This window comes from Thermaurantimonas aggregans (genome assembly GCF_003851885.1).
Taxonomy (GTDB): domain Bacteria; phylum Bacteroidota; class Bacteroidia; order Flavobacteriales; family Schleiferiaceae; genus Thermaurantimonas; species Thermaurantimonas aggregans.
This window is the reverse complement of sequence record NZ_BHZE01000004.1, coordinates 65,287-92,123: the sequence shown is the minus strand read 5'-3', so window position 1 is coordinate 92,123 and position 26,837 is coordinate 65,287. Positions and strand designations below refer to the sequence as shown.

The window sequence follows — 26,837 nt, the reverse complement described above, 5'->3', positions numbered from 1 at the left end:
ATTTCTATTTTGCTTTGTATTTGTCGTACAGTCCTTTGCCTTGGAGAATCAAGGGAATACACTTTTCAATCCTTCGCAATCGGGCCTCAGGTGTTTTAGGCTCGGCGAAATACAGCAGATATGCCTTTTGCCGGCCAGGTGTGAGTTGATAGAAGGCTTTTTTTAAGCCTGATACCGATTCAAGTTTTTGTGTGAATTCCTCTACTTCAGGTGGTGAATTTTGTTTGAAGGTGACTTTTTTTACGGAGCTCTCAAGTTGGATGGCCTGGGCTATCAGGTAAAGAATGTCTTCTCTATGCTGTTCAACCTGCGTCGTATCAGTAAATCGTATAACTCTGCCAACCTGTGTATTTTCACCTGGCTTTACAAGTAGACCTTTCGGGTCGTGAAGTAGAGCTCCTTTAAAAAAACTTAGCACGCAGTAATCTCTAAAAGCTCCAACGATTGCTACATTTTTGCCATTGTAGGTATAGCAGGGGGCATTCCACTTAATTTCTTCTTTTAAGGTGGTGCTTCGCAACAGGTTGATCAGTGCTAAAAGCACAGAATTGTGGATGATTACACTGCAATTTGCTGTATTCCAGCGTTCGCAACGACCACAGCCGCTTTGTAAATAGTGCGTTACGTTTTCAGGTTTGCGATTCATACAAAAAAAATCCCCCAAAGGTAAACTTGGGGGATTTGAAAGGATGTGTATTGGATTGCTATTGTTTAGAAACCTATTTTTAATCCGAAAGCTACACCTGCATTGGTAAAGGTACCGAGCATGTACTGTGCCTGAAGGTAAAAGATGCCGAGATTGATAAAAAGGCCACCGCCGTAGTTGATCATAGTGTTGTTTGTCTTGATGTCAACAGGATCTTGAAAATCAAGTTTGATCTGGTCTCTTATCGGGCCTGGAACACCTGTGAAATCTTCGAAATCATAGGTAAATCTACCGGATAGGAGCAACTCGTTGCTGTAAGTAATTCTCGAAATCTGTAGATAAGGTTTGATGATCCACAAGTATTTACCAATGGTGAGGTCAAAGGAGCGGGAAGTAGAATTGAAGGTAAACTTGTTGGGGTTTGGATTGTCCTGGATGGGGTTGTTGATAGCGATGTCTAACTTTTGGTAGCTAAAGCCTGCCTTGATTTCGAGCGGCAACTTAAACCAGCCGGCTATATCGTGAATTACGCCTATACCCAGTAATCCAATTTGACCTGTTTCCTGAATGTTTGTATTAGGGACATAACGAAGGGCTAAACCGGTATGTATTGGTGTCCAAATTCCGAGCTGTGCTCCAGCTGCTGGGGTGATTTGTATCGGCAGGTTTAGACCCTCAAGGGCATCGATATCCACAGTTACGTAATCGTTTTTAATCGGGTCGAAGAGGCGATTGCCATTGTCATCGGTTATGAAATAGCGCATGGTGTTTGTCGTCTGGCCGCCGGTGAGGGTAGGCAGAATGTTGTCGTTTGGATTTACCAGTTCGAAATTGACTTTGTTGAGCGTATTAAAGTCAAAGGACTTGTAAGTATCTGGCAGCAGGCTACCTGTGACGAAGGTAGAAATGTTGATGTTGAACTTTGCACCAGCTTTATGGGGTATTTGCCACATGAGGCCGTTTGCAGCACCGAAAGACTCGGTGAAAGGACGTAGGTATGCACCGAAGTAGCTGTTGAAATTTGTTTTAATTTCATTTGAAAGTCGCTGATTATCAAACGTCTGAGCATATGACTGTACGATGCACGACATCAGCATAAAAAGAAATAACTTTTTCATTTTACTTTATTTTTATTACAAATGTATTTTATCAAAATTCTTTAATTTATGATACAAATGATGTAAAAAATTATTTTTGTGTAGTTTCTGTAAATTTTGTTAAGTTTTGATCTTTTCTTATCGAAGGGTAAGAATTTTTAGATAGTTTTACTTTGAAATCGCCCGGGGAGAAGTGTTTATAAAAAAGGATATTTGAAGGGGGATTCAAAGAGGGAATAAATTTCGACTTAAATTGGTACCACGCTGGTTTTGAAAAGTATGCGGTTGGGTTTTTAAAATTATATTCTTTTTAGAAAAATTGCTTTTGAGAAGCGGAAAAGTTTAATAGCTTTGCAGCCCCTTTTCTAGAGAAAGTTCTTTGTAAACGACGGGATGTAGCGCAGTTGGTAGCGCACTACGTTCGGGACGTAGGGGTCGCTGGTTCGAGTCCAGTCATCCCGACTTTCTGCGGCTATGCCCCGGGCTGATGTGCTGCGTATTGTAAAGAGCTAAATTGCCCCAATGATATAATCCATCGGGATGTAGCGCAGTTGGTAGCGCACCTGGTTTGGGACCAGGGGGTCCCAGGTTCGAGTCCTGGTATCCCGACCTTGGTGAGTAGAAGAGGCGTTGGTTTTATGCCAATGCCTCTTTGTTTTGAAGAGGATGTTTCGGGATGTAGCTCAGGTGGTAGAGTACACGTCTGGGGGGCGTGTGGTCGCTGGTTCGAGTCCAGTCATCCCGACTTTTGAATAATTGAAGAAGCAGGTGTGAAAGCCTGCTTTTTTTTTGCCCTTTGATGAGTGCGCTGCAGGCTGTGCAATGAAAGGCGAGCGGAGCGAGCCTCGCGTGAGGGATACGGCGGGCGCGCGTAAGCGCGGTGCGCAGGTGAGGCGAAGCCGAGCCGGAGCACGGGAGCGAAGCGTACCCCAGAGTAGCCCGGCCTGAGCAGCTGCCCGATAGGGCAACCTGCGAGGGACACGCCCAAATACTAAAAGAAAAAGAAAAATGTGTTTCAGCTTTTATAAACTATGCTTTTTGGTAAGAAGAAAAAGATAGAGGATGCCGAGATGAGTTTTCTGGGGCATCTGGAGCAGCTGAGGGTGCACATCATTCGCTCGGTGGTGGCCGCTGTGATGGCTGCTGCTGTGGTGTTTGGGTTTAAAAACTTTTTCTTTGATGTGGTGCTGCTGAGTCCGACCAAGGCGCATTTTGTCACATATGAGCTTTTTTGCGCGTTCAGCAAACTCTGGGAGGGTGAGGTGTTTTGTATGGAGGAGATGCCCTTTCGGATAGTAAATCTGAAAATGGCCGGGCAGTTTGCGATGCATTTATGGGTTTCGCTGGTGGGGGGTGTGATTTTGGCCTTTCCGTATATTGTGCTGCAAATATGGCTTTTTGTGGCACCGGGGTTGAAGCCTGAAGAAAGGAAATATGCCGGTGTTTTGATTGGGTCGAGCAGTATTTTGTTCTTTTTAGGGGTTTTGTTCGGATACTTTTTGATTGTTCCGCTTACGGTGCAGTTTCTGGGTACTTATCAGGTCAGTGATTCGGTGGCAAATCAGATCGATTTATCGTCGTACATCTCAACGGTAACGAGTGTACTGCTGGCATGTGGGGTGATGTTTCAGCTACCTGTGCTGGTGTATGTAGGTTCGAAACTTGGACTGCTTACCCCGGAGTGGATGCGAAAGTACCGCAAGCACGCCTTTGTGGTAGTGCTCATTGTGGCGGCTGTGATCACTCCGCCTGATGTAGCCAGTCAGATTTTGGTGACAATACCTGTAATGATCTTATATGAAATCAGCATCTTGATCGCCTCCCGAATATCAAAAAGACAAACGTTGCGGTAAGGTTGGTGAGAATATTTATCAACACCTATGGCTATAAAATGATTTTTTAGGACTTTTACTCAGCGAGCTTCGGGACGCTAAGATGTAAAAAACATTGACCTGCTATGGAACAAATCAGCCAGATAAAACTGCCTAAAAAGCAAGATGAGGCTAAAGACTTTTATTTGAGTCAAGGCAAAGTGCCTCCACACGACCTAGGGCTGGAAGAAGCTGTACTTGGCGCCCTTCTAATCGACAACAGAGCAATTGGAGAGGTGCTTGAAATCTTACAGCCTGAGCACTTCTATAATCCAAAGCACGGAATCATCTTCGAATGCGTCAAGGAGCTCTTTAGCCGTAGTGAGCCGGTGGATTTACTGACTGTAAGTGCTGAGCTGAAGAAGAACGGAAAGATTAAAGAAGTAGGGGGCGATGCATATCTGGTGTATTTGAGTCAGCGCGTGTTTTCGTCAGCACACGTTGAATATCATGCTCGAATCATATTAGAGAAGTACCTGCTGAGAGAAATCATATATATATCAGGGCAGTTAGAGAAAAAAGCTTTTTTGGATGAAACAGATCCGATCGAGCTGCTCGATGAAACGGAACAAAGGCTCTTTGAACTCACTGCAGGTAACCTTAAGCGAAACTTTACCACTGCTGGCGACCTGGTTAAGGATGCTTTGAAGCAGATGGAGGAGATTAGCAAAAAGGAGGGATTGAGCGGTGTACCGAGTGGCTTCAGAGCTCTTGACAGCATCACGGGTGGTTGGCAGCGTTCTGATTTGATCATTTTAGCCGCGCGACCATCGATGGGTAAAACGGCTTTTGTGCTTTCGCTGGCGCGCAACATGGCAATTGAAAACAACATTCCGGTTGCTTTCTTTTCACTGGAGATGTCGGCTGTGCAGTTGATTATGCGACTGATATCGTCTGAAACAGGGATCCCTAACCAAGCCTTGCGCAATGGTCGGCTAACTCCTGATCAATGGAACATGCTCTACACTAAGTCGAGCAAACTGGAAAAGGCACCTCTATTCATAGATGATACGCCGTCGATATCCATCTTTGACTTAAGGGCTAAATGTAGGAGGCTAAAGGCGATTCACGACATTCAATGCGTGATCATCGACTACCTACAGTTGATGACCGCTGGCAATCAGAAAAATGGTACTCGAGAGCAGGAAATTTCGAGCATTTCGCGAGCCCTGAAGGTCATAGCAAAGGAACTCAATATTCCGGTGATCGCTCTGGCACAGGTAAACAGAGCGGTGGAATCGCGTGGAGGCAGCGACAAGCGACCTATGCTGAGCGACCTGCGCGAATCGGGCGCCATAGAGCAAGATGCTGACATCGTCAGCTTCCTGTATCGACCTGAATACTACAAATACGAAACCTGGGAAGATGGTACGCCATGCGCCAACCAGGCGGAGTTGATCATTGCCAAGCACCGTAACGGTGCATTGAAAAATGTGCGCTTTCGCTTTGAAAATGAAACGACTTCTTTTGTTGAAATGGGCATACCCGGCGAAATGGACACCTCAGAGTATGGAGAAATTATCTTAGAATCTAAGTTGAACCGCGGAGGAGGCATCGCTGCAGACGATTCAGGAGGGCAGAGCAATATCCCAACGTTTAATCCCTTTGGCGGACCATCCTTTACGCCTTATAGAAATCCGGCAAGCGGAAGTACATTTGTAGATGACTTTGCCAGCGATTCGGACGAGGATGATACGCCGTTTTAATAACATCACTCTATTTGCGATTATTTGGTTAACATCTTCAACTGTCTGGGGAGACTATCTTCTCATCCCGATGGATGAACTCAGCCAAAGGAATCACTTAAAAAGCTATGGAATTGCATACTGGACGATAAAGAATCACACCCCAATTGAATGGCTTCTCAACTACAGAGGAGGCTCTTTTTTGATTCCAGCACGCGATGCTGTGGTGCGGGAGTGCAGAATCAGAGGGGTGTCGTTTGAAATACTGTCATCTGCTCAAGCCGAACAAATTCGAACAGAAATTTCGAGCCCGGCAGTAAATATGGATGTGGTGAAGCTGGAAGTAGTTCCGAAAATAGCCGTGTATACCCCTCCTGGTAGTCAGCCCTGGGACGACGCGGTGACGCTGGCTATGGAATATGCCGAGATTCCCTACGACAAAATTTACGACCGCGAAATTCTGGAAGGCAAGCTAAAAGACTACAACTGGATACACCTGCATCACGAAGACTTCACCGGACAATACGGTAAATTTTATGCCGCATACCGCAATGCTCCCTGGTATATCCGTCAAAAAAATGAGCTGGAGTCGCTGGCGCGAAGCCTGGGTTTTGCCAAGGTGTCGCAGCTGAAGCTCGCAGTAGTAGTAAAGCTGAAAGAATTTATTGAAAATGGAGGATACCTATTTGCCATGTGCTCAGCTACAGATTCATACGATATTGCTTTGGCTGCTGCTGGTATTGATATCTGCGAAAGCATGTTTGACGGTGATCCGGCAGAACCCAACTACAATTCCAAATTAAACTTTGGAAACACCTTGGCCTTTCGGAATTTTACTCTAAGTACAAACCCTTACGAATACGAATATTCGGATATAGACATGACCAATGTGCGCAGGGTAGAAGTGGAAAACGACTACTTCGGGCTTTTTGAATTCTCTGCCAAATGGGATGTGATCCCTACCATCCTAACCCAAAATCACACTCGTGTAATTAAGGGATTTATGGGACAAACTACGGCATTTAATCGAAAATTGATTAAACCGGGTATTGTCATTCTGGGAGAGAACAAACAGCTCAACGAAGTGCGCTATTTATATGGTGTACACGGCAAGGGATTTTTCACCTTCTACGGTGGACATGACCCGGAGGACTATCAGCATCGAGTAGGTGATAAGCCTACTGATCTGGATGAGCATCCAAATTCTCCAGGCTACCGCTTGATTCTTAACAATATACTTTTGCCGGCAGCTCAACGCAAAAAACAAAAGACTTAATGAATGACTATCTCAAGGGAAAAGTACTTTGGATCACTGGTGCATCCTCGGGCATTGGCAAAGGTTTAGCATTGGAACTCAATAAAATTGGGGGTTGCACTTTAATTCTAAGTGCCAGAAGGAGCGAATTACTCGAAGAGTTGGCCCAACAGTGCACTCAGGTAAAAGCACACATCTTGCCGCTGGATTTAGAAGACTACGGAAAAGCCAGCCAATGGACGGAAGAGGCATTAAAATTTGCCGGTCGAATCGATGTTTTAATCAATAATGCGGGAATTGGTCAGCTAGGCAACTCGCTCGATACACTCGACGAAGTGGAAGAGAAAATCATGCGCATCAACTACTTCGGCAACGTAGCGCTCGCAAAGGCCGTAGTCCGCAAGATGATGGAGCAAGGTGGAGGTCAAATCGTGGTAATATCAAGCGTTTTAGGTCAATTTAGTCAGCCGAGACTTGCCACCTATGCCGCATCGAAACACGCTCTTTATGGCTATTACGAAGGCTTCAGAGAAGAAGTGAGGAAAAAGGGCATAAAAGTTCAGATCGTAAGTCCGGGATTTATTAATACGGAGGTCACGCTTAATTCGCTAAAAGGCGACGGCACAAAGCTGATGAAAAACAGTCCGGCACAAGAGAAAGGCATGCGTACCGACGTGTTTGCAAGAAAGCTAATCAAAGTGATGCAGTCGGGCAGAGAGCATGCCTACATCGGCGGTCTGGAAATCATGGCTGCTTATTTTAAACGATGGTTTCCAGGGCTATTCTATTGGCTCATGCGCAAGTTCGTTTTCAAAACTTAACAACACATCACAGCTCACAGACCTGCATAGATTTGCACTTTAATTCTCACCAATGGCCGATACACAGGTATTGCTTCATTTCGATCGTTTTGTCGATAAATTTTCGAAAGCAGAACTTATCGATATATACAAAAAAATCCTTTTGCCCCGCTTGATAGAGGAAAAAATGCTCATTTTGCTTCGGCAGGGCAGAATTTCCAAATGGTTCAGCGGATGGGGCCAGGAGGCTATTTCGGTAGGGGTAGCCTATGCTATGGAGAGCGATGAATATTTGTTGCCTATGCATCGCAATTTGGGGCTTTTTACGACTCGCGGCATTCCTTTGCATCGACTTTTTGCGCAGTTTCAGGGCAAACCTTTGGGCTTTACTAAGGGTCGTGATCGCTCATTCCATTTTGGAAGCAAAGAACATCGAATCGTGGGGATGATCAGCCATCTTGGCCCACAAATGGGCATTGCTGACGGAATTGCTTTGGGTAATGTGCTGAAAGACAACAAAAAAGTAGTTGCTGTTTTCACCGGCGACGGTGGTGCTAGCGAAGGCGATTTCCATGAATCGGTGAATGTAGCAGCGGTGTGGAATCTGCCGGTCATTTTCGTGATTGAAAACAATCAATGGGGGCTCAGTACACCGAGCAACGAGCAGTTTCGCTGTGCGCGCTTTTCTGATAAAGGCATAGGCTATGGCATTGAAGCAGAAACCATCGATGGCAACAACATACTGGAAGTGATCGATGCTGTGCGCTACTGGAGGCAGAAGCTCAGTCAGGGCAGTGGTCCAGTGCTGCTGGAGTGCATTACTTTCCGCATGCGCGGCCACGAAGAGGCCTCTGGAACAAAGTACTATCCGCCGGGCATACAAGATGAGTGGGCTAAAAAAGACCCAGTAGCACAGTATGAGCATTTTCTGCTGGAGGAGGGAGTACTGACAGAGGAGCTTGTCAATGAGATACGTTCTGAGATCAAAGCACGTATAAACGAAGAGCTAGAAGTGGCTTTTTCAGCACCCAATGCCACCTTCGACCGCGAAAAGGAATTGGCCGATGTCTATGCTCCGTTTGATTACAAAATCACACAGCCCAAGGGTGCAAGCCGAGAGATGCGCTTGCTTGACGCCATCACCGATGCGATGGATCAGGCCATGCAGCGCCATCCGAATTTGATTTTAATGGGGCAGGACATTGCCGAATATGGCGGGGTATTTAAGGCTACAGAAGGCTTTGTGCACAAGTATGGAAAGGCGCGCGTGCGCAATACCCCCCTGTGCGAAAGTGCCATCATCGGCGCAGGTCTTGGGCTTTCAATCAATGGCTTTAAGGCCATGGTCGAGATGCAGTTTGCCGACTTTGTGACCGAAGGCTTTACACAAATCGTAAATAACCTAGCAAAAATACACTACCGTTGGGGTCAAAATGCTGACGTAGTTGTGCGCATGCCTACTGGTGCAGGTGTAGCCGCCGGTCCGTTTCATAGCCAGAGCAATGAGTCCTGGTTTGCCCATGTGCCTGGTCTTAAGATTGTTTATCCAGCCTTCCCGGCTGATGCTAAGGGGCTACTTCTTACAGCCTTCGAAGACCCTAACCCGGTTATGTTCTTTGAGCACAAGGCACTTTATCGCTCGGTCACTGGTCAGGTGCCTGAGGGGTATTACACGTTGCCCTTTGGACAGGCCAATGTGGTGTCTGAAGGTAAAGACCTTACACTGGTAACATACGGTTTTGGTGTTCATTGGGCCCTGGAATATCAGAAAAACCATCCTGAATTCAGCATTGAAATCATCGATTTGCGCACCCTTATACCCCTCGATGAAGAGACCATTTATCAATCTGTAAAAAAGACCGGAAGAGCGCTGGTACTGTATGAAGATACCTATACAGGTGCCTTCGGAGCAGAAATTGGAGCTCGCATTGCTGAGGTGTGTTTCCGTTGGCTTGATGCTCCGGTAGGCAGAGTAGGCTCTTTAGATACACCAGTGCCTTTTAATTCAGTGCTCGAAGAGGGTTTCTTGGCCAAGAGCCAAATGGACGAAGCTATTCGGCGGGTGCTGGAGTTTTAAAAAAGTATCTTACTTACCTCTGCCTTGCAATACGATGAGGATAGTATAAAAGAGGATTTTGATATCGTTCAGTAGATTGGCATTTTCCAGATATACCAGATCGTATTTAAGTCGTTGAATCATTTCATCCACATTTTCGGCATACCCAAATTTTACCATGCCCCAGGAGGTGATGCCTGGTTTGAGCTTGTGTAGCTGGCGATAGTATGGAGCTTTTTTGACGATTTGATTGATGTAATATTCCCTTTCAGGTCGGGGGCCAACCACCGACATTTCACCTTTTAAAACATTGAGAAATTGGGGTAGTTCGTCGATTCTGTATTTACGCATGATCCGGCCCCAAGGTGTAATGCGCGGGTCGTCTTCGCAGCTGAGTTGTGGGCCATTGGTTTCAGCGTTAGCGATCATCGACCGAAATTTGATGATTTTAAACTTTCGCCCTTTGTAGCCGATGCGCTCTTGAACAAAGAAAATCGGCCCCGGTCCCGACGCCTTCACCAAAAGCATAGAAAGCAGAAATACCGGAGAAAAAATCACTAGAACTAGGACTGAAACCACAATATCAAATGCGCGTTTTACAAAAGCTTGAGTAACACTTAGCGGTTGTGTAGGAATTTCAACGAGAGGTTCGCCATACGACTCGAGCTTTACCTTTCCGCTGAGAATGTCATAAGTGTCAGGAATCATTTTAACCTTCACATCCTCATCTTCCAGCAGGGTAAGGATACTTTGCACCTTGCTGTGCTCGCGCGATTCCACGGCTATAATGACTTCTTCTACATCGATTTCTCTGAGAATGCGTTCTAATTCGGTATAATTTCCTAAATACTTTAAGCGCTTTTCGAGCAGAAATTTTATGTTGTTGTCCACACTCACAAAGCCAATGAAGCGATGACCTGTGGAAAAACTCTTACCGACAATATTATTGTATAAATCCACAGCATTTTGATTGCTACCCACTATGATGGTATTGTAATAAATTTTTCCTTTCTGAATGAGGTGATTTGTGCGCGATGAAATGATGAATCGGAACAGATAGGTGAGCAAGAAATGGTAAGAAAAAAAGATAAAAAACGATTTGTAATAATCGCGGTAATCTGATACAAAATCATCGAGAAAAAAGAGGAAAAATAAGAGAATAGAACCAAAAAGAGATTGATTAAAAGTTTGAAAAAATTCTCTGAGTCTCGAACGGCGAAAAATATCGTTGTAAAATCCTGAAATTTGATAAATTGCCAACCAGATACCAGTAAATACAAGCGCTCCCAACAAATAATTTATGTCAAAATCAAAAGATGTATTGATCTGAAAAATACGGGTTTCAATATATTTTTTACGATAATAAAAAAGTACGGAATACGATAAGATCGACGCCAGTGAATCGAAGGTAACGTAAATAGCTTTTTGTATGAATTCTTTTTTCTTCCTTTCGTTTGAAATCATATAATAATGTTCGATTCTACTGCAGATAGACCAGTTTGAGATTATCAATCAGAAATTCGGTGGCGGGTGAGTTGGTTTCAGGTTTTACAGCACCCATAAAAATTTGATAGTCCAAAGCATTTGGATTACCGGAGACTTCAGGAGTAAGGTCAATGTATATTTTGCGCCATTCACCTGGGGTTGGTCGCACTTGTACCACCGGAGCTTGTACTACTCGATCAAACAAATTGGCGAAAATGCCTACTGTAAAAGGTTGATTGCCGCTAAAGTTCATTTCCAGATACACTTTTTGTCCGTTTTTTGGCAACACATAACGGTTGGAAGTAGCTATCTCTACCAAAGTCTGGCCTGGTTTAAGGGGAACCCTTCCTGAAGCTACATTTATTTCAGGCTTTTGTGTATTAAAAAATATCGAATCCGGATGGGTTACTTTTACAATATCTGTATCTGATTTTTCGGTGCGCTGCAGAGATATTCCCAGTCCATCAAAATCTTCAACGATGATCACCTTGGCATTTTCCCTGTACAGGGCTTTTGGGATAGAATCGTTGGAAGCTTCGAAGTAATAGGACTTGCCCTGCTGGAAATTAAAGGTTTCATTCACAGGCTGCAGCATGCTGTACACATCTCGCATAGAGCGAATGCCATTGGCTGAAATTCCATATCTCAAGGTTATGCTTTGCTCACCTTCTACAGGGATTAGTACTCGGGCTGGAAGTTCGTAAACACCTAATTCCCTGTTTTCCAAAGTTACCCATACGCTATTGATGCCGTGTGAGGCTGTTCCTTGGGTTACATAATCGGTTACCATCTCTACATCTGGTATGTAGAGATAAGCCGGTATGGGTGCTTTTTCAAAAGAACACGAGAGTAGGTAGATGGAAAATAAAAGGTAGAGTAGTAGTCTTCGCGTCATTGAATCATTGAGAGATTTACACGTATTTTCTGAAGAATCTCATGAGCAACCTCTAGTGAGCTAACGCCGTCATCAAGTGGTACTTCTTCAGTAGTTTTATTTACAATCGAGTAATAAAACGATTTTAATTCTTCTTCTATTGCGTTTAGAGGCTTGATTTCTGGTTTACTGTATTCGAGTTCTTTAGTTTCGCCGGCAGCATTGGTGAGCGTAAGAGCAAAAGGATTCTTTCCTCGTTCATTTTCAGGCACTAAGGAAATCACTTCGCTTTCTTTGGTCAGAAAATCAACACTGATATAGGCATCCCGCTGAAAGATGCGCATTTTGCGCATTTTTTTCATGCTAATGCGGCTGGCTGTGAGATTAGCTACAGTACCGTTTAGGAATTCAATCCGTGCATTGGTGATGTCAGGTGTATCGCTGATCACGGCCACTCCGCTGGCGCTGATTTTTTTCACCGGTGATTGTACGGCAGCTAGTACTACATCGATATCGTGTATCATCAGGTCAAGCACCACTGGCACGTCGGTACCTCGCGGGTTAAACTCGGCAAGTCGGTGTGCTTCAATGAACATGGGATTTTTGATCTGGTCTTTTACGGCTAAAAAAGCCGGATTAAAGCGCTCTACATGACCGACTTGCACCTTTACTTCAGCTTCGGCATAGAGCTTTTGAAGCTTGCGAGCCTCTTGAAGCGTATGTGTTACAGGTTTTTCAATGAAGAGGTGTTTGCGGCTTTTGAGTACCTGGCGCGCCAGTTCGAAGTGGGTGGTAGTGGGCGTTACCAGATCAACAGCATCGGATGCCTCTAGCAATTCATTGAATGAGGAAAAGACATGAACTCCATATTCTTCACCTACTTTTTTAGCATTTTCAGCATCGGCATCATAAATACCACTAACAGTCCATTCAGGTATATTCAGCAAACATTTGAGATGAATTTTGCCTAAATGGCCAACGCCCGCAAGTCCGATTTTCATTTTTTTTCTATTGTGTCGGGCAAAAATATCATTGCACACAAGTTTCAATCTCTTAATAATCTGTTTTCGTGATTTTCAACATTGAATCGCCTCTTAGCAATGGCGATTGTTTACTTTCAAAAAATGCCAACCCATGCTTGAATGTACTTTTGTGCTTTGTTTTATAGCGTCCGATGGATTTTGAAAAAATCAAAAAAGATATTCAAAACCAGCAGTTTTCTAATTTTTATCTCCTGCATGGTGAAGAGCCTTATTTCGTTGATCAGCTCACCCATTTTATTGAGCACACTATTCTTCAGACAGATGAACGAGACTTTAACCAAATAGTGTTGTATGGCGCAGATACTACAGTACAACGTGTAATTGAAGAGGCAAGGCAGTTTCCATTTGGTGCTCCGTATCGGGTAGTGATCGTAAAAGAAGCCCAAGACCTTTCAAACATCGAACAGCTAAAAATCTATCTCGAAAATCCCAATCCGCAGGCGATATTGGTAATAAGTGCCAAAGGTGAAAAAATCGATGGACGATTGGCTATTGTACAAATAGCCAAAAAGAAGTTTGTCGAATTTTATTCTCCGAAAATTAAAGACTACCAAATGCCTGCCTTTATACAAGAGTATTTAAAAAGTCATGGCATACTGGCTGATAAGCATGTGTGCGACATGATCTACGAAGGGGTGGGCACCGAACTGTCGATTTTGGCCAATGAGGTTCGAAAAATTCAGTTGTATTTCGGCAAAGAAAACTTCCAGCTGAAGGCTGAAGACGTAGAAAAGCTGATTGGCGTAAATCGGGAGTTTAATGCCTTTGAGCTGTCGAATGCCGTGATGCAGAAAAATTTTGAAAAGGCAGCCCGAATCGTGCACTTTTTTAAGAAAAATCCGAAACAGCATCCGGCTATTCCCATAGCGGCCGGCATTTTTAATTCCTTCTATCAGCTTTATGCTGTGTACATGGGCAACATTCAAACCGAACAACAGGCCGCTGAAGTATTGAAACTGCACCCATACGTCGCGAAGAATTTGATGGGATACAAGCGCAACTTTTCGCTGGAAGATTGTGAGATGGCCTTGCTCTACTGCACCCGATGCGATGCGCGCATAAAGGGAGTAAACAGTCATTCGACCGATGCCTTCGATGAGATTTTTGACTTGATTTACCGACTTACACACAAATACTGGTGGTGACTGCCGATACCATAGCTGCCATAGCCACTCCTTATGGTCAGGGGGCCATTGGGGTAATCCGATTATCTGGAAAAGATGCTTTTTCGATTGTAAAGCAGTATTTTAGACCTGCAAAAGGCTCCTTTGAGCCAAAACTGGTCAGAGGATATACCCTTCGATACGGTGAATGGTGGTATCAGAGGGAGTTGATCGATGAGGTGCTGATTTCCTTTTTTGTGCAACCGCACTCCTACACCGGCGAAGATGTGGTGGAGATCAGCTGTCACGGCTCGCCTTACATACTAAATCGTACTCTGGAAAGCTGTTTGGATGCCGGTGCTCGACTGGCCGAGCCGGGAGAGTTTACCCTAAGGGCATTTCGAAATGGCAAGCTAGATTTGGGCCAGGCTGAGGCTGTAGCCGACCTGATAGCCTCGGAGAGCAAGGCTGCCCACCAAATAGCCATGCACCAGCTCAAGGGACACTTCAGCCGCGAATTGGATGAGATGCGCACACAGCTGATTGAATTCACCGGTCTGCTGGAGCTGGAACTCGACTTTGCTGAAGAAGATGTGGAATTTGCCGACAGGAGTCGTTTTTTTGAACTTCTGGACCGGATTAAACATCGGCTGCGCACACTAATCGAGTCTTTTTCGCTTGGCAATGCTATAAAAAACGGTGTGCCGGTGGCTATACTCGGTGCACCAAACGCTGGAAAATCAACCTTACTGAATGCACTTTTAGGCGAAGAAAAAGCCATCGTATCGCACATAGCCGGTACTACACGCGATGTGATCGAAGATGTGATCACCATTGATGGGATTCAATTTCGCTTCATTGACACTGCCGGGCTACGAAAAACATCGGATGAGATTGAAGAAATTGGTATTCGAAAGGCATTGGAACGCGCCTCGAAGGCACGGATTATTCTTTACGTATTCGATGTACATGCGAGTTCGCAAAGCGAAGTGCATGCTACGTATGAACTGATTAAAGAGCATGCTCCTGATGCGACCATTCTAAAGGTGGGAAATAAGGCTGATTTAGTGCAAGATGTTGAATTTTTAGACGGTGACATTCTCTACATCTCAGCAAAAGAAAAAGTCGGAATTGATGTACTGAAAAAGGCTCTTGTAAAAGAGATTTTGCGCGAAAAGCGGATTGATAATCAGGTAATCATCACAAATGTGCGCCATCTGGATGCGCTTAAGAAGTCGATTACTGCTCTTGAAGAAGCAGAAAGGGGCCTACGTTCGGGTTTAAGTGGTGAGCTGGTGGCTATTGATTTGAGGCAGGCGCTATACCACATGGGGTCTATCACCGGCCAGGTAGTAGCGGACGATATTTTGGGGTACATTTTCGCGAATTTTTGTATTGGGAAATAAGAGAAGCCTTTTCTCCGCAGATTTCGCTAATGGGTGTTGAAGGGGTGTGGGTTTTGGGTAGGTTTATCGTTTTGGACTATGTGAATGCGCTGTCGCGCGGGCGTTCCTTTTTGTCTTGACACAAAAAGGAACCAAAAAGGTCAAGCCTGAAAACCTTTTCGCCACGACAGCTACGGCCGGCATTCTTTGCAGCGAAGCCGGAATGTCGGCCGGCAGACGTGTGTGTACCTGATAGCTAATGTTTATGGCGGCCTCGCCGGCTTCTTCCCTTGCCCCACAGCGGGGAATGCCTGCCTTGTGTCGTAGGGCGAAAATGTTTTAAGGGCTTTTTTTTTGCTCATTACCCCTCCCTGCCCCTACCGACGAAAGCTCAGAGGAGATTTGTCGGGATTTGCGGCTCTACTTCCATTGGATTTATTTGGGGGGGGGAGTTATTGCCTGCAGGACTCGCTAATGGGTTTCGAAGGGGTGTGGGTTTTGGTTAGGTTTAATGTTTACGACTATGTGAATGCGCTGCCGCGCGGGCGTTCCTTTTTGTTTTGACACAAAAAGGAACCAAAAAGGTCAAGCCTTAAAACCTTTTCGCCACGACAGCTACGGCCGGCATTCTTTGCAGCGAAGCCGGAATGTCGGCCGGCAGACGTGTGTGTACCTGATAGCTAGTGTTTATGGCGGCCTCGCCGGCTTCTTTCTTTGCCCCACAGCGGGGAATGCCTGCCTTGTGTCGTAGGGCGAAAATGTTTTAAGGGCTTTTTTTTTGCTCATTACCCCTCCCTGCCCCTACCGACGAAAGCTCAGGGGAGATTTGTCGGGATCTGTGGATCTCTGTTGCCTTTGGCAACAAAGAGGGATTTGGGGTGAGTAAAAATTTATCGGCAAAAATTCGCAGCATAATCTGCGCAAATCAGTCTTTCAAAAACTGGTTTTAGTCAAAGTAATTAAAAGCGGCCGAAGGCTGCTGCCGCGTGAGGTGCCTGGAGGGTGACGGCGAAGCCGGCAGTGCGCAGCGCAGCGTAGCACCGAGCGAAGAGCGAGCCCGGAAGGGACCGACCCCCGGCGAAGGTGCTGAAAGCACCGTGCCGGGGGGCACGCCCAAATAATAAAAAAAATAAAAAAAATCCCGAACGTGAAAAACGCTCGGGAAGGAGGAATCAATATATGACACTTTAAATTACATGTGGAGGGCGCGCTTGCCGGTGGCATCGAGGGCGGCTTCTTTAATGGCTTCGGCAAAGGTGGGGTGGGCGTGTGAGATGCGTGCGAGGTCTTCGGCGGAAGCGCGGAATTCCATAGCTACTACACCTTCGGCCACGAGGTCGGCTGCACGGGCACCGATGACGTGGAAACCGAGGATTTCGTCGGTTTCGGCATGAGCGAGGATTTTGACGAGGCCGTCGATATCGCCACTGGCGCGGGCACGACCGAGGGCGCGCATGGGGAAGCTGCCGCTGCGATAGGGGATGCCGGCGGCTTTGAGTTCTTCTTCGCTGCGGCCTACGGAGGCTACTTCAGGCCATGTGTAAACGACGTTTGGGATGAGATTGTAGTCGATGTGGGGCTTTTGGCCGGCGATGTACTCAGCTACAAATACGCCTTCCTCTTCGGCCTTATGGGCGAGCATGGCTCCGCGTACCACGTCGCCAATGGCATAGATGTGTGGCACGGCGGTTTGTAAATGATCGTTTACCGGAATGCGGCCGCGCTCGTCGGTACTAAGGCCGGCTGCTTCGAGATTGAGTCCTTCGGTGTAAGGTCGACGGCCGATGCTGATAAGGCAGTAGTCGCCGGTGAGTTGTACCTCTTTGCCGTCAGGGGCTGTGGCAGTGACAGTGACTTCATCGCCCTTTCGCTCCACTGCGGTAACCTTGTGGGATAGGTAGAAGTCCATTCCCTGCTTTTTGAGCACTTTGTAGAGTTCTTTGCTCAGTGCGCTGTCGAAGGCGGGGATGATGCGGTCGAGGTATTCGACTACGCTTACTTTGGCGCCGAGGCGTTTGTACACGGAGCCAAGCTCTACGCCGATGACCCCACCACCGATTACAATCAGGTGCTTGGGTACTTCTTGCAACTCAAGGGCTTCGGTGCTGGTGATGATGCGCTCTTTGTCGATTTTGACAAAGGGCAGCGAAGATGGCTTGCTGCCGGTGGCGATGACGATGTGTTTGGCAGTGAGGTTTTCTTCTTTTTCGCCAGTGATTTTGATGGTATGGGGATCGACAAAGGAACCTACACCATGATAAACGTCGATTTTATTTTTTTTCATCAGAAAGCGAATGCCGTCCACAGTTTGGGCGACGACTTTGCGCTTGCGCTCAATCATTTGAGGCATATTTACTCGGGGGGAATCGATTTCGATACCGTGAGCCTTGAAATTTTCGAGCGCATTGTGGTAGTGCTCGGATGAGTCCAGTAGGGCTTTTGAGGGGATGCAGCCTACATTGAGGCAGGTGCCGCCGAGGGAGTTGTACTTTTCGATAAGGGCTGTTTTAAAGCCAAGTTGGGCAGCGCGGATGGCGCAAACATAGCCGCCTGGGCCTGAGCCTATAATTGCGATGTCGTATGAATTCATTGTAAAAGAGGGATTTAAGGGGATTAATATTCATCAGGGTCTATTTCGTGAAAACCTTCTCCGAAGTCTTCTTCGTCAAAGAATTCGTCATCAGCGTCGGAAAAGAGATAGTCGTCGTCGAAGGAATTTTTGCGGTGTGGGTCGGTTTCGCTTTCAAAAAATCTGGCAGGTGCTTCTGCAGGGAGCACGCCTATACTATGAATTAAGCCTACGGGAAGGGCTGGTCCCTGGGATTTTTTCTCTACGTAGAAAGTCCATAAATTCAAAAAATCATATACATAGAGCAGGCGCTGGTTGTTGGTGAAGTAAGCTCCTACACTGATTTCGCTCATAGGGAGAGGCGCATTCTCGCCTTCGCCAAGTGGCACGAGTGGAATTTCGTCGAGTTGTTCCCACTTTTCATTGGTGCGATAGAAGGAAGCGAGTTCTCCCGGAGTAAGCCCAAAGCTTTGTACAATTAGATGGTGTAGGTCTTCGAGAGTTTTATTGGATTCGATGCCAATTTCGCGGATTACGTTTGATTTATCGTCGTCGAGAGTTACGAGAAAAGTAAAGTTTTCCATTGAAGCCATGTGATTACACGGCAAAGGTAGTTTACAGGGTGTAAGCCTTACATGTGTTTGTGATATCTCAATCTAAGACTGCTCATTACCACACTGACGCTGCTGAAGGCCATAGCAGCACCTGCCCAATGGGGCTGCAACAAAATGCCATAAGTAGGATAGAAGATGCCGGCAGCAATAGGTATGGCGATGATGTTGTATATAAATGCCCAAAAGAGGTTTTGATAGATAATGGAGCGCACTCTACGTGCAAAGCGAAGCATTCGGGCTATGAGCAGGGGGGAGTCGTTTTTGATGACGATTTGTGCCGATTCGATGGCCAGGTGAGCTCCACTACCCATTGCGATGCCAAGGTCAGCAGCAGCCAGAGCGGCTCCATCATTGATGCCGTCGCCTGCCATGGCTACAATGTGGCCTTCGGCTTTCTTCTGATGGATGACTTCGAGCTTTTGCTCTGGGGAGCATTGGCTGTGAAATTCAGATATACCCGCATCACGCGCTATGGATTCTACAGCTTTGTCTGCATCACCTGAAAGGATAGCGACATTTATTTTAAGCTCATTCAGCTCTTTAATAGCCTCAACGGCTTGTGGTCTTAGGGTGTCGTGAAAGCTAATGGTGGCTAGTCGCTCGCTACTAGTAAACAGGTAGAAGTGCGTGCCTGCAAGAGCGTCAGTATTTGAAGATGAAGTGTTTAAAATTTCTTTCATCCATTGTTCACTACCCAGATAGTAGCGCTGACCGTTGTATACGGATTCGATACCTCGCCCGGGATGATAGGTCCACTCATCGAAGTTGAGCAGCTGAACTTTATTGCTTAAGTGCTGAACGATGGCTTTGGCCAGGGGATGATTAGAGCGCGATTCCATGCTTAGAAGTAGGGAATGGATGAAATCTTTGGGAGCGTCGGTGTGGTAGTAGATGGTATCGATGGCTGGAGTTCCAGAGGTAAGTGTGCCTGTTTTGTCCAGAAAAATGTGTGATACCCGTGAGGCGATTTCAAAGGTTTCAGCATTTTTAACCAGTATGCCCCATTTGGCAGTAGTGCCTATGGCATTTACGATAGCCGTGGGCGTGGCAAGCCCTAAGGCACAAGGACAAGCAACAACGAGCACGGCTAAGGAAGTAGTGAGGGCAATGGAAAAAGCATCAGAACCACCAAAAAACCACCATCCTAAGAAAGTGAGCAGTGTAATGCTCAATACTATGGGGACAAAAATGGCCGAAATGCGGTCGGCAAGACGCTGAACTGATGGCTTGGACGAGCGAGCAGCTTCGACCAGTGCAATGATTTTGGCAAAGCGAGATTCAGAGCCAGTCTGAGTAGCGCGATATTGTAGTATCCCATCAGTATTGATAGTGCCGGCGAATACAAGATCACCTGTCTTTTTTGAGACGGGTAGTGATTCACCGGTGAGGATGCTTTCGTCGATCCAAGCCTGACCATCTGTGACTTGACCATCCACAGCAATGCGGTCGCCCATGCGGGCCATGAGCACATCGCCAGGCTGTACAAGGTGTACGGGAATTTCTTCCCAAGTTTCGCCGGTGAGGCGAAGGGCAGTTTCGGGCAGGTTGGAGGTAAGAGTGTCGAGAAAATCAGTGGCGCGAAGGCGAGAGCGTTCTTCCAAATACTTGCCGAGCAGCACGAAGGCGATGACCATAGCTGCCGGTTCGTAGTAGGTGTGATGTCCTAAAAATTCAGCGAAGTGAGAAGGAAAAAATGTGACTAGAGTGCTTAACACATAAGCTGTACCCGTGCTGATGGCTACGAGAGTATCCATACCTGACTGGCGGCTTAGGGTCATCTTCCAAGCATTGGTGAAGATTCGACGGCCAAACCAGATGACACCAGTTGTGAGGGGCCAAAGGACATAATTGGCCCATGTATCGTGCATCCAAATCATGGCAATGACCATGACTGGGGCTGCAAGGATGAGGCTCGCAAAAGTGCGCTGGCGAAGATTTTTATAGGCTTTAAGTTCTGCTTCGCGATGTTTTCGGCGGTTGTATTCGCCGGTGTCCATATCGTAGCCAAGCGCCCTTACGGCGATGCGTAGTTGGTCGGGATTGGTTTTTTCTTCGTCAAATTCTACTACTGCACAGCCGCTGGCATATGAAACAGTAGCTGATTTTACACCTGGCTGATTGCGCAGTTCTTTTTCGACAGTGGCAGCACATGCTGCACACGACATATCGAGTACCGGAAAAGTATTTTTTGTTGTTTTCACCTAATTAAAAAATTAATGTAAAGGACTTTCAAACCTTGTTAATCAATCTTGTTTGAAAATCAGTTTGAATTGGGTGCCTTTTCCCTCTTCTGAAGAGGCATAGATGTTGGCGCCGATAGATTTTGCCAGATCGAGGCACATGCGTAAGCCAAAGCCAGTGCCCTTTTCGCCGTGGGTACCTGGAGTGGAGAGGAATTGGCCGATTTGATGATTGATAGCCTGAAGTTGAGCGGGCGTCATCCCCTTGCCTGTGTCGGTCACACTGATGCAACGAAAACTGTCATTGTCGTTAACGCTGACCTTTACGGTGCCGTTTTCCGTATATTTTATAGAATTTTGAATGAAATTTCTCAAGATGATTTCCACGGATTCAGGATCGGAATACAAGATGTAATCTTCTGGTACATTGTTGAAGAAAAGAATGTGTTTAGACTTCAGAAGAAATTTGTAAAGGTCTTTTATTTCTTCGATCATAGTGTGGAGGTGGATAGGTTCAAGTACGAGTTCTTTGCGAATGTTTAGCAATCCCCATCTCAGTGTGTCATTTACCATTTGAAGGGTAGAGTCTATGCTATTGGAGAGGTCTTTAAAGATTTGGGTGGCTTCGTTGGGCTGGAGGTGTCCATCGAGGATGAGGTCAAGACCACCTTTAATGGAGGTGAGTGGGCTTTTGATGTCGTGCGCTAAGAGCTTAATAAGGCGGGAGTTGAATTCGTTTTGGGCTTTAAGTTCTTCTTTTTGCTTGTCTAAAAGGGTGATGAGTTCTTTCTGGCGATTGTTCGTAAGGCGGAGTTCCATGAGGTTTACCACTTGTCGGCCAAGAATTTCGAGAGCTCGTTTCTGACTTGTTCTCAGGATTTTAGGCTCGTGATCGATCACACATAGGGTACCAAGGTTTTTTCCGTTACGCGTTTTAATAGGCATGCCTGCATAAAAGCGGATGCCATCGTTTACTACGTATGGATTGTCAAAAAACCGGATGTCTTCAAGGGCATTTTCGACGATAAAGACTTCGTCTTGCAAAATGGCGTGCGCGCAGAAAGCTACATCTCGAGAGGTTTCGTCGATGTCGAGGCCTTTTTTAGCTTTGAACCATTGGCGGTCTCGATCGATGAGGGATACAAGAGAGATGGGTACTTCGCAAATTGCAGAAGCTAACTCGACCAGCTGGTCGAAGTCTTCTTCAGGGTTGGTGTCGAGTATTTCGTATTTATATAGTTCGGCTAGGCGTTCTTCTTCATCTAAGGGCTTTGATGGAACTACCATTCAAGGGATTTTTTTCAAATGTAATTGAATCTAACAATATTTGAAAAAACCTTAGATTACTTAACCTGATTTTTATCATATTTTTTGCTTGATTTTGATGCCAGAGACTTGAGCTTGAACATGGTATAAAGACGGGTAGGTGTGAAACAGTGAATTTAATTAAGACTTTATCAAAGCTTTGAGCCTGTACACTTAACTCAAAAAAATTATTCACCACATTGTCCTCGATCAAGAAGGTCTGACAATCTTTTTCGGCATCAGCGACTCTCTAAGACCTGAGGAAGCAAAGTGGGGTAGGCGGAAGTTCCTCTTTAATCCGCTTGACGGATTAAGAGAGATCTAGGGTGAGCAATACTACATCCGCTCAATTCTGTAACTAACATCTGCAATTAACTGTATTCATTCTAAAAGTAGTTCTTGGCTGCTTCCGCGAGAAGTATCCAGACGAACGTTTTAAAATTTGTCTGCATCCTAAGGTCCGGCTGTAGCGCGCAGCGAAGGTAAAGCTATGCAGAGCTGGAGCACGGGAGCGAAGCATATCCCAGAGGAAACGGTAGCAGACGAGGTGGCTTGAGCCCCCTGTTTGTACAAACTTAAATGAATGGACTAAGTGAGGGTTTTAGGGGCACATACGATAAAGAAAATACAAAAAAATTATCCGCGGTTGGTAAACCAACGGACGAGGTCGCTGAGGGTATAGCGTTTGCCGTACATAAGGATACCAACCTGATAAATACGCCCGGCAATCCAAGTGGCCAACACAAAAAAGAGTATGAGCAGTAACATGGAGACAATTGTTTCCCACCAAGGTACGCCAAAGGGTATACGTGTCATCATCACGACGGGGGAGGTAAGTGGTATGAAGGATAGTACTTTGGCAAGAGCGGAATCGGGGTTGTCTAAAATGGCTGTCATAGCAATAATGGCAACGATGAGTGGTATGCTGATGGGCAGTACGAGTTGTTGAGAGTCGGTTTCGTTATCGACCATAGAGCCTACTATAGCAAACAGAGCACCATAGGCCAGGTAGCCGAAGATGAAATAAAAGAGGAACAGAGAGAGTATAAGAGGGAAGTCGATGGTTTGGATGGCATTGATGATTTCGAGAGAACGGTCGATATCCATCGGAATTGCACTCCCTTCTGCGCGCAGCTGCTCTTGCTGAAGGGCGAGCTCTCGAGCGGCTTCAAATTTTTCGCGGAAGAAGATTTGCGACGCCAGTGCATACACGGCAGTGCTGAGGAGCACCCAGATGGCAAATTGGAGCAGGCCCGTAAGGGCAATGCCAATAATCTTGCCCATCATAAGTTGAAAGGGTTTTACCGATGTTATGATGATCTCAACTATACGGTTAGCTTTCTCTTCGATGATGCCGCGCATTACCATGCTACCATAGAGGAAGATGAAGAGATAGATGAGCAAACTACCGATGTAGGCAAGCACAAACTTCAGTTCAGTGGCCGATTGTTTTTCGGCGCGGTCAGTATCTTCGAGGTAAAAGGTACGCAGGCGTACGTTGGTTTCCGATTGTTTTACTACGGCAGGGTCAACGCCCAAGAGCTTTAGTTTTTCCTCCTGTATTTTGGATTTTAAAAGGCTCTCGATATAGGATTGAACTTTGAGAGAGATGTCGCCTTGGCTATACATGGATATGCCCGCGGAGATGAAATCGGGATCCCAGGTTTCGCCGGTTGGGATGTAGAGCAGCGCATAAAATTCAGGTTTTTCTTTCAGCAGCTGTTTAGCTTGCTGGAGGTTGTAGCGCGATGGGTCGATGTAGGTGAAGGCGATATCTTCATTGCCCGGATGAAAGTCGAGAACAGTGGCGCGATCGTGTACTAAGATGGTGCGCTTTTCGAGCTGAATGTTTGAGAGCATGGCTGGGGCAGTAATGAGCGCCCCAAAGAGCAGAGGACCAATCAGGGTAATAACGATAAAAGAGCGCTTGCGCACGCGATGGAAAAATTCGCGTTGTATAATAAGCCAAATTTTGTTCATACTGCTGAGGTATTGTTTTTAGCTACATTTATGAAGATGTCTTTCACGGCCGGGAGCACTTCGCGAATAGAGTGAAGCTGTAATCCCGGCTGTGCCACAAGCCATTGCAAAAGTGGATTAATACCTTGATTACGGATGTCTTGGACAAGGAGACGAGTAGAATGTTCGGTGGTGAAATGGCTGATGAGCTGAAAATCATCTGGAAGTGTCAGCGTATTTGCATTTACAGGATCAAGTACAACCTCCCATTGATGAAGAGCATTCTGCCGCTTTATGTAGTGAAGTGGTCCGCTGAGCACCAGACGCGAGCGATCGATCATGGCAATGTCTTGGCAGAGTTCTTCGACGGTATCCATCCGATGGGTTGAAAAGATAATGGTGGCACCCTGTCGATGAAGCTCGAGCAGTTCGTCGCGAATAATGCCTTCGTTCAGAGGGTCGAAGCCCGAGAAGGGCTCGTCAAGAATGAGTAGCTCCGGCTTGTGAAGTACGGTAATGACAAACTGAACCTTCTGCGACATGCCTTTAGAGAGTTCTTCCACCTTCTTGTCCCACCAATCAGTAATGTCGAGGCGCTCAAACCAGTAGCGCAGCGCTTTTTTAGCTTCAGTTGTAGGCATACCTTTTAATCCGGACAGGTAGAGGGCTTGTTCACCCACTTTCATGGAGCGGTACAAACCGCGCTCTTCCGGCAGATACCCAATACGAAATTGATGATTCGGGCTCAAAGGTTCTCCGTCGAAATAAACTGTTCCGCTATCGGGCGATATGATTTGGTTGATGATACGGATAAGTGTTGTTTTGCCGGCGCCATTTGGTCCTAATAGACCGAAGATGGTTCCTTTTTCGACCTGAAGCGATACTTCTGACAGGGCTTGGTGATTTCCGTATTTTTTTGAAATGTTATGTGTTTCGAGCAAGATGGACATCGATGTGCAAGCTGACGCGTAAAAGTAGTAAATCTTGGCTATTTTAATCGTGAATTAAAATGTTTTAATTGATCTACAATCACTTGTTTAATTTTTTTAAATCTTCGCGTGTGTTTTTGAGCTTTGTACAACTTAATAATTCATTGAAAGATAGATTGCCATAACCACCTGGTTTAGCGGTTTTAATACTTTTAATTTTATACTTAATCAGAATTATTAAATGCAGTGTTAATCCTATATAGGGATCTGTGTCGATTAAGTTTTTAGTAAATCCTTAGAATTTATGTGATGTGATGAAAGAGAATGTTTTGAAATCATAATTCTTCGGACAAAATCCGAAAATGCCATAAAAATTTTAAAGATTTTAGAAATAATATGGTTCAATCGGTTATCAAGTAGATTTGAAATTTTCTTGCACATAGTTTAATAAACGCAATTTTTAACCTGGATTGTATTAAGTTTTTTCAATAAGAATGCAGTGCTGTATTTAAGAAGGAATAACAGGAGGAAGAACTTTTTTTCAGCAGTAAAAAAAAAGAAATCCAAAATCGTTCAGAAATTCTTTAATTGCTAATAAGCACATAAGCCCCTTTTTCCATCTATAATGACATTTCTTATCATATGAATTTTTTTGATTAGCAGATTGGAATTTAGAAGTGTATTTTGTAAGATTTTGTCTGAATGTCTAAAATTGTTGTAAAAAACTCTCTACTCTACCAGCGGATAAAACACTTTAAAAAAGCGATCTATTAACCTTTCGGGTACTTATTCAGTATATTTCAATTGAAGTTACCCACACTATACAGTTATTCCTTCTTAAAGGGTTGCATAATGATTGAACAGTTTTTACTTTCCAGAGGAAGTAGTCATTCTCGAAAAGCATTTAAAAGTAATACGTTGATGGTTAAAAATGTGTTTTCCTTTTTGAAACATGTCTTTAAAAAGTTTTCGATTTTTATTTTTCAAAAATCATTGAAGATGAGTTGTATAAAACAAAAAACCGCCCAGTTAGGACGGTTTTTGCACTTTTTAATTTCCAAATTAGGCTTTAATAACCTTGTAGCCGAGTTTTTCTACTTCAGCAATTTTCTCTTGAGCGATAGCATCGTAGCGAGCTTGAATTTCTGCTTCAATGTCAGCCTTTAAAGCTTCTAACTGCTCTAAATCGAATTTTGAAAGGAATTGGGAAGCGAATACGCTTTTAAGGCCACCTCTATTGCTGAAATTTGATTTTAGATAGTTGGCTACGGTTTTTGGAGTCATTTTTACTTCTTCCATCGTATTTAAAATTATAAATTGCATGACAAAAATAAACAAAAATTATTTATATTGTGAAAAAATATTTTTTTAACAGTTTATATAAAAATCAGCAGAATAATCACTGATAGTATTCTTTCACGAAGTTTAGCTTGAATTCTTTCGATGTTTTCATCAAGGCTCGATGTTGCGTAATTTGATCACATGACCGGTTTTGCAATCACATGACAGAAAATATCTCAAATTTTTTAAGTGAGATTTGATGCTCAAAAGGGCGCAAAGGCGTACTATTCTATTTCCAAGTGAATTGCTCTACTATTCTAGAAGTCTATTATCAGCATTAGTTGTAAAAAATTGAATTATTTGAAATTTACATGTGCCAATAAGTGCATAAAAAAACCGGTAATCGAATAGATTACCGGTTTTCAATGTGTAAGGTTAAAAGGATTCCGGAATTACTTTTTCGTTTCGCATGTATTAATGCCAAAAAGCGTGTAAGCAGGGCAAAAATTTACAAGCGAAGTGAATGCCAGTAGGCCAGCTACGACAAGAGCAACAATACCTACAGTTCCGGTCAAAACTTTAGTAAAATAGAGCACTAAGGCTACTACTGCAATCGTTAATCGGATACCTTTGTCCAACTTTCCAACGTTAGCTTTCATAGGTTTATGAATTTTACCAAATATAATTTGATTACTGCCTT

Annotated in this window: 20 protein-coding genes and 3 tRNA genes; 10 read left to right on the top strand and 13 right to left on the bottom strand. The window is 45.0% G+C overall.

From position 1 onward, the window contains the following. Positions 1-4: 4 nt before the first annotated feature. Entirely contained in the window at positions 5-646 is a 642-nt protein-coding gene (locus EIP89_RS03215) for a YdeI/OmpD-associated family protein (RefSeq protein ID WP_124397212.1), read from the bottom strand. Between the two features lie 65 nt (positions 647-711). Beyond that, positions 712-1,764 carry a DUF6588 family protein gene (locus EIP89_RS03210; protein ID WP_124397211.1) on the bottom strand — a complete coding sequence of 351 codons (1,053 nt, stop codon included), beginning with the start codon at positions 1,762-1,764 and terminating at the stop codon, positions 712-714. 368 nt (positions 1,765-2,132) lie between these two features. Here EIP89_RS03210 and EIP89_RS03205 point away from each other — a divergent pair. From EIP89_RS03205 to EIP89_RS03170, 8 genes are all read left to right on the top strand, one after another. Then, positions 2,133-2,205: transfer RNA gene (locus EIP89_RS03205), tRNA-Pro, on the top strand. Positions 2,206-2,279: 74 nt separating this feature from the next. Beyond that, positions 2,280-2,352 (top strand) — tRNA-Pro (locus EIP89_RS03200). Positions 2,353-2,415: 63 nt separating this feature from the next. Beyond that, positions 2,416-2,488, top strand: a tRNA-Pro gene (locus EIP89_RS03195). 286 nt (positions 2,489-2,774) lie between these two features. Next, on the top strand, positions 2,775-3,596 hold the full coding sequence (tatC, locus tag EIP89_RS03190; protein ID WP_124397210.1) for a twin-arginine translocase subunit TatC: 822 nt from the start codon (positions 2,775-2,777) through the stop codon (positions 3,594-3,596). Positions 3,597-3,700: 104 nt separating this feature from the next. Next, complete coding sequence (gene dnaB, locus EIP89_RS03185) at positions 3,701-5,320, top strand: replicative DNA helicase (protein WP_124397209.1); 1,620 nt, start codon at positions 3,701-3,703, stop codon at positions 5,318-5,320. After that, positions 5,277-6,575, top strand: a complete 1,299-nt coding sequence (locus EIP89_RS03180) for an asparagine synthetase B (RefSeq protein WP_371851057.1) — start codon at positions 5,277-5,279, stop codon at positions 6,573-6,575. The genes dnaB and EIP89_RS03180 overlap by 44 nt, the downstream gene beginning before the upstream one ends. Beyond that, positions 6,575-7,375 carry an SDR family NAD(P)-dependent oxidoreductase gene (locus tag EIP89_RS03175; RefSeq protein WP_124397207.1) on the top strand — a complete coding sequence of 267 codons (801 nt, stop codon included), beginning with the start codon at positions 6,575-6,577 and terminating at the stop codon, positions 7,373-7,375. The genes EIP89_RS03180 and EIP89_RS03175 overlap by 1 nt, the downstream gene beginning before the upstream one ends. 52 nt (positions 7,376-7,427) lie before the next feature. Then, entirely contained in the window at positions 7,428-9,431 is a 2,004-nt protein-coding gene (locus tag EIP89_RS03170) for an alpha-ketoacid dehydrogenase subunit alpha/beta (protein ID WP_124397206.1), read from the top strand. A 9-nt stretch (positions 9,432-9,440) separates the two neighbouring features. On the opposite strand, the gene EIP89_RS03165 is transcribed toward EIP89_RS03170, so the two are convergent. Genes EIP89_RS03165 through EIP89_RS03155 form a run of 3 tightly spaced genes read right to left on the bottom strand, consistent with a single transcriptional unit; the run spans position 9,441 to position 12,770 of the window. Further along, complete coding sequence (locus tag EIP89_RS03165) at positions 9,441-10,874, bottom strand: sugar transferase (RefSeq protein WP_124397205.1); 1,434 nt, start codon at positions 10,872-10,874, stop codon at positions 9,441-9,443. Between the two features lie 16 nt (positions 10,875-10,890). After that, on the bottom strand, positions 10,891-11,790 hold the full coding sequence (locus EIP89_RS03160) for a hypothetical protein (RefSeq protein ID WP_124397204.1): 900 nt from the start codon (positions 11,788-11,790) through the stop codon (positions 10,891-10,893). Then, the gene (locus tag EIP89_RS03155; RefSeq protein ID WP_124397203.1) at positions 11,787-12,770 is read right to left on the bottom strand and encodes a Gfo/Idh/MocA family protein; all 984 of its coding nucleotides are present in this window, start codon (positions 12,768-12,770) and stop codon (positions 11,787-11,789) included. The genes EIP89_RS03160 and EIP89_RS03155 overlap by 4 nt, the downstream gene beginning before the upstream one ends. Before the next feature lie 173 nt (positions 12,771-12,943). Between EIP89_RS03155 and holA the strand changes: the two genes are divergently transcribed. Beyond that, entirely contained in the window at positions 12,944-13,957 is a 1,014-nt protein-coding gene (holA, locus tag EIP89_RS03150; protein WP_124397202.1) for a DNA polymerase III subunit delta, read from the top strand. Then, a complete protein-coding gene (gene mnmE, locus EIP89_RS03145) occupies positions 13,951-15,321 on the top strand; it encodes a tRNA uridine-5-carboxymethylaminomethyl(34) synthesis GTPase MnmE (RefSeq protein WP_124397201.1) in 1,371 nt (456 codons plus the stop codon). The genes holA and mnmE overlap by 7 nt, the downstream gene beginning before the upstream one ends. 1,171 nt (positions 15,322-16,492) lie before the next feature. Here mnmE and lpdA read toward each other — a convergent pair. The 8 genes from lpdA to EIP89_RS03105 all read right to left on the bottom strand — a co-directional run bounded on the left by lpdA (position 16,493) and on the right by EIP89_RS03105 (position 26,796). Further along, a complete protein-coding gene (gene lpdA, locus EIP89_RS03140) occupies positions 16,493-17,890 on the bottom strand; it encodes a dihydrolipoyl dehydrogenase (protein ID WP_124397200.1) in 1,398 nt (465 codons plus the stop codon). A gap of 23 nt (positions 17,891-17,913) precedes the next feature. Next, a complete protein-coding gene (locus EIP89_RS03135) occupies positions 17,914-18,462 on the bottom strand; it encodes an IS1096 element passenger TnpR family protein (protein ID WP_124397199.1) in 549 nt (182 codons plus the stop codon). Between the two features lie 38 nt (positions 18,463-18,500). After that, on the bottom strand, positions 18,501-20,684 hold the full coding sequence (locus EIP89_RS03130; RefSeq protein ID WP_124397198.1) for a heavy metal translocating P-type ATPase: 2,184 nt from the start codon (positions 20,682-20,684) through the stop codon (positions 18,501-18,503). Positions 20,685-20,726: 42 nt separating this feature from the next. After that, positions 20,727-21,950 (bottom strand): sensor histidine kinase, encoded by a 1,224-nt coding sequence (locus EIP89_RS03125; RefSeq protein ID WP_124397197.1) that lies wholly within the window; start codon positions 21,948-21,950, stop codon positions 20,727-20,729. A 654-nt stretch (positions 21,951-22,604) separates the two neighbouring features. Continuing rightward, a complete protein-coding gene (locus EIP89_RS03120) occupies positions 22,605-23,948 on the bottom strand; it encodes an ABC transporter permease (RefSeq protein WP_124397196.1) in 1,344 nt (447 codons plus the stop codon). After that, positions 23,945-24,877 (bottom strand): ABC transporter ATP-binding protein, encoded by a 933-nt coding sequence (locus tag EIP89_RS03115; RefSeq protein WP_174706043.1) that lies wholly within the window; start codon positions 24,875-24,877, stop codon positions 23,945-23,947. Before EIP89_RS03115 ends, EIP89_RS03120 begins: the two co-directional genes overlap by 4 nt. Positions 24,878-25,918: 1,041 nt before the next feature. Continuing rightward, on the bottom strand, positions 25,919-26,155 hold the full coding sequence (locus EIP89_RS03110; RefSeq protein ID WP_124397195.1) for a hypothetical protein: 237 nt from the start codon (positions 26,153-26,155) through the stop codon (positions 25,919-25,921). 434 nt (positions 26,156-26,589) lie between these two features. Further along, positions 26,590-26,796: a YgaP family membrane protein gene (locus EIP89_RS03105; protein ID WP_124397194.1), complete on the bottom strand. Its 207-nt coding sequence runs from the start codon at positions 26,794-26,796 to the stop codon at positions 26,590-26,592. Positions 26,797-26,837: the final 41 nt, after the last annotated feature.

What these genes read in the sequence shown, in the direction of transcription:
- EIP89_RS03215 (WP_124397212.1), bottom strand. Translation starts at nt 646, where the DNA reads ATGAATCGCAAACCTGAAAACGTAACGCACTATTTACAAAGCGGCTGT.
- EIP89_RS03210 (WP_124397211.1), bottom strand. Translation starts at nt 1,764, where the DNA reads ATGAAAAAGTTATTTCTTTTTATGCTGATGTCGTGCATCGTACAGTCA.
- tatC (WP_124397210.1), top strand. Translation starts at nt 2,775, where the DNA reads ATGCTTTTTGGTAAGAAGAAAAAGATAGAGGATGCCGAGATGAGTTTT.
- dnaB (WP_124397209.1), top strand. Translation starts at nt 3,701, where the DNA reads ATGGAACAAATCAGCCAGATAAAACTGCCTAAAAAGCAAGATGAGGCT.
- EIP89_RS03180 (WP_371851057.1), top strand. Translation starts at nt 5,277, where the DNA reads ATGACTTTGCCAGCGATTCGGACGAGGATGATACGCCGTTTTAATAAC.
- EIP89_RS03175 (WP_124397207.1), top strand. Translation starts at nt 6,575, where the DNA reads ATGAATGACTATCTCAAGGGAAAAGTACTTTGGATCACTGGTGCATCC.
- EIP89_RS03170 (WP_124397206.1), top strand. Translation starts at nt 7,428, where the DNA reads ATGGCCGATACACAGGTATTGCTTCATTTCGATCGTTTTGTCGATAAA.
- EIP89_RS03165 (WP_124397205.1), bottom strand. Translation starts at nt 10,874, where the DNA reads ATGATTTCAAACGAAAGGAAGAAAAAAGAATTCATACAAAAAGCTATT.
- EIP89_RS03160 (WP_124397204.1), bottom strand. Translation starts at nt 11,790, where the DNA reads ATGACGCGAAGACTACTACTCTACCTTTTATTTTCCATCTACCTACTC.
- EIP89_RS03155 (WP_124397203.1), bottom strand. Translation starts at nt 12,770, where the DNA reads ATGAAAATCGGACTTGCGGGCGTTGGCCATTTAGGCAAAATTCATCTC.
- holA (WP_124397202.1), top strand. Translation starts at nt 12,944, where the DNA reads ATGGATTTTGAAAAAATCAAAAAAGATATTCAAAACCAGCAGTTTTCT.
- lpdA (WP_124397200.1), bottom strand. Translation starts at nt 17,890, where the DNA reads ATGAATTCATACGACATCGCAATTATAGGCTCAGGCCCAGGCGGCTAT.
- EIP89_RS03135 (WP_124397199.1), bottom strand. Translation starts at nt 18,462, where the DNA reads ATGGCTTCAATGGAAAACTTTACTTTTCTCGTAACTCTCGACGACGAT.
- EIP89_RS03125 (WP_124397197.1), bottom strand. Translation starts at nt 21,950, where the DNA reads ATGGTAGTTCCATCAAAGCCCTTAGATGAAGAAGAACGCCTAGCCGAA.
- EIP89_RS03120 (WP_124397196.1), bottom strand. Translation starts at nt 23,948, where the DNA reads ATGAACAAAATTTGGCTTATTATACAACGCGAATTTTTCCATCGCGTG.
- EIP89_RS03115 (WP_174706043.1), bottom strand. Translation starts at nt 24,877, where the DNA reads ATGTCCATCTTGCTCGAAACACATAACATTTCAAAAAAATACGGAAAT.
- EIP89_RS03110 (WP_124397195.1), bottom strand. Translation starts at nt 26,155, where the DNA reads ATGGAAGAAGTAAAAATGACTCCAAAAACCGTAGCCAACTATCTAAAA.
- EIP89_RS03105 (WP_124397194.1), bottom strand. Translation starts at nt 26,796, where the DNA reads ATGAAAGCTAACGTTGGAAAGTTGGACAAAGGTATCCGATTAACGATT.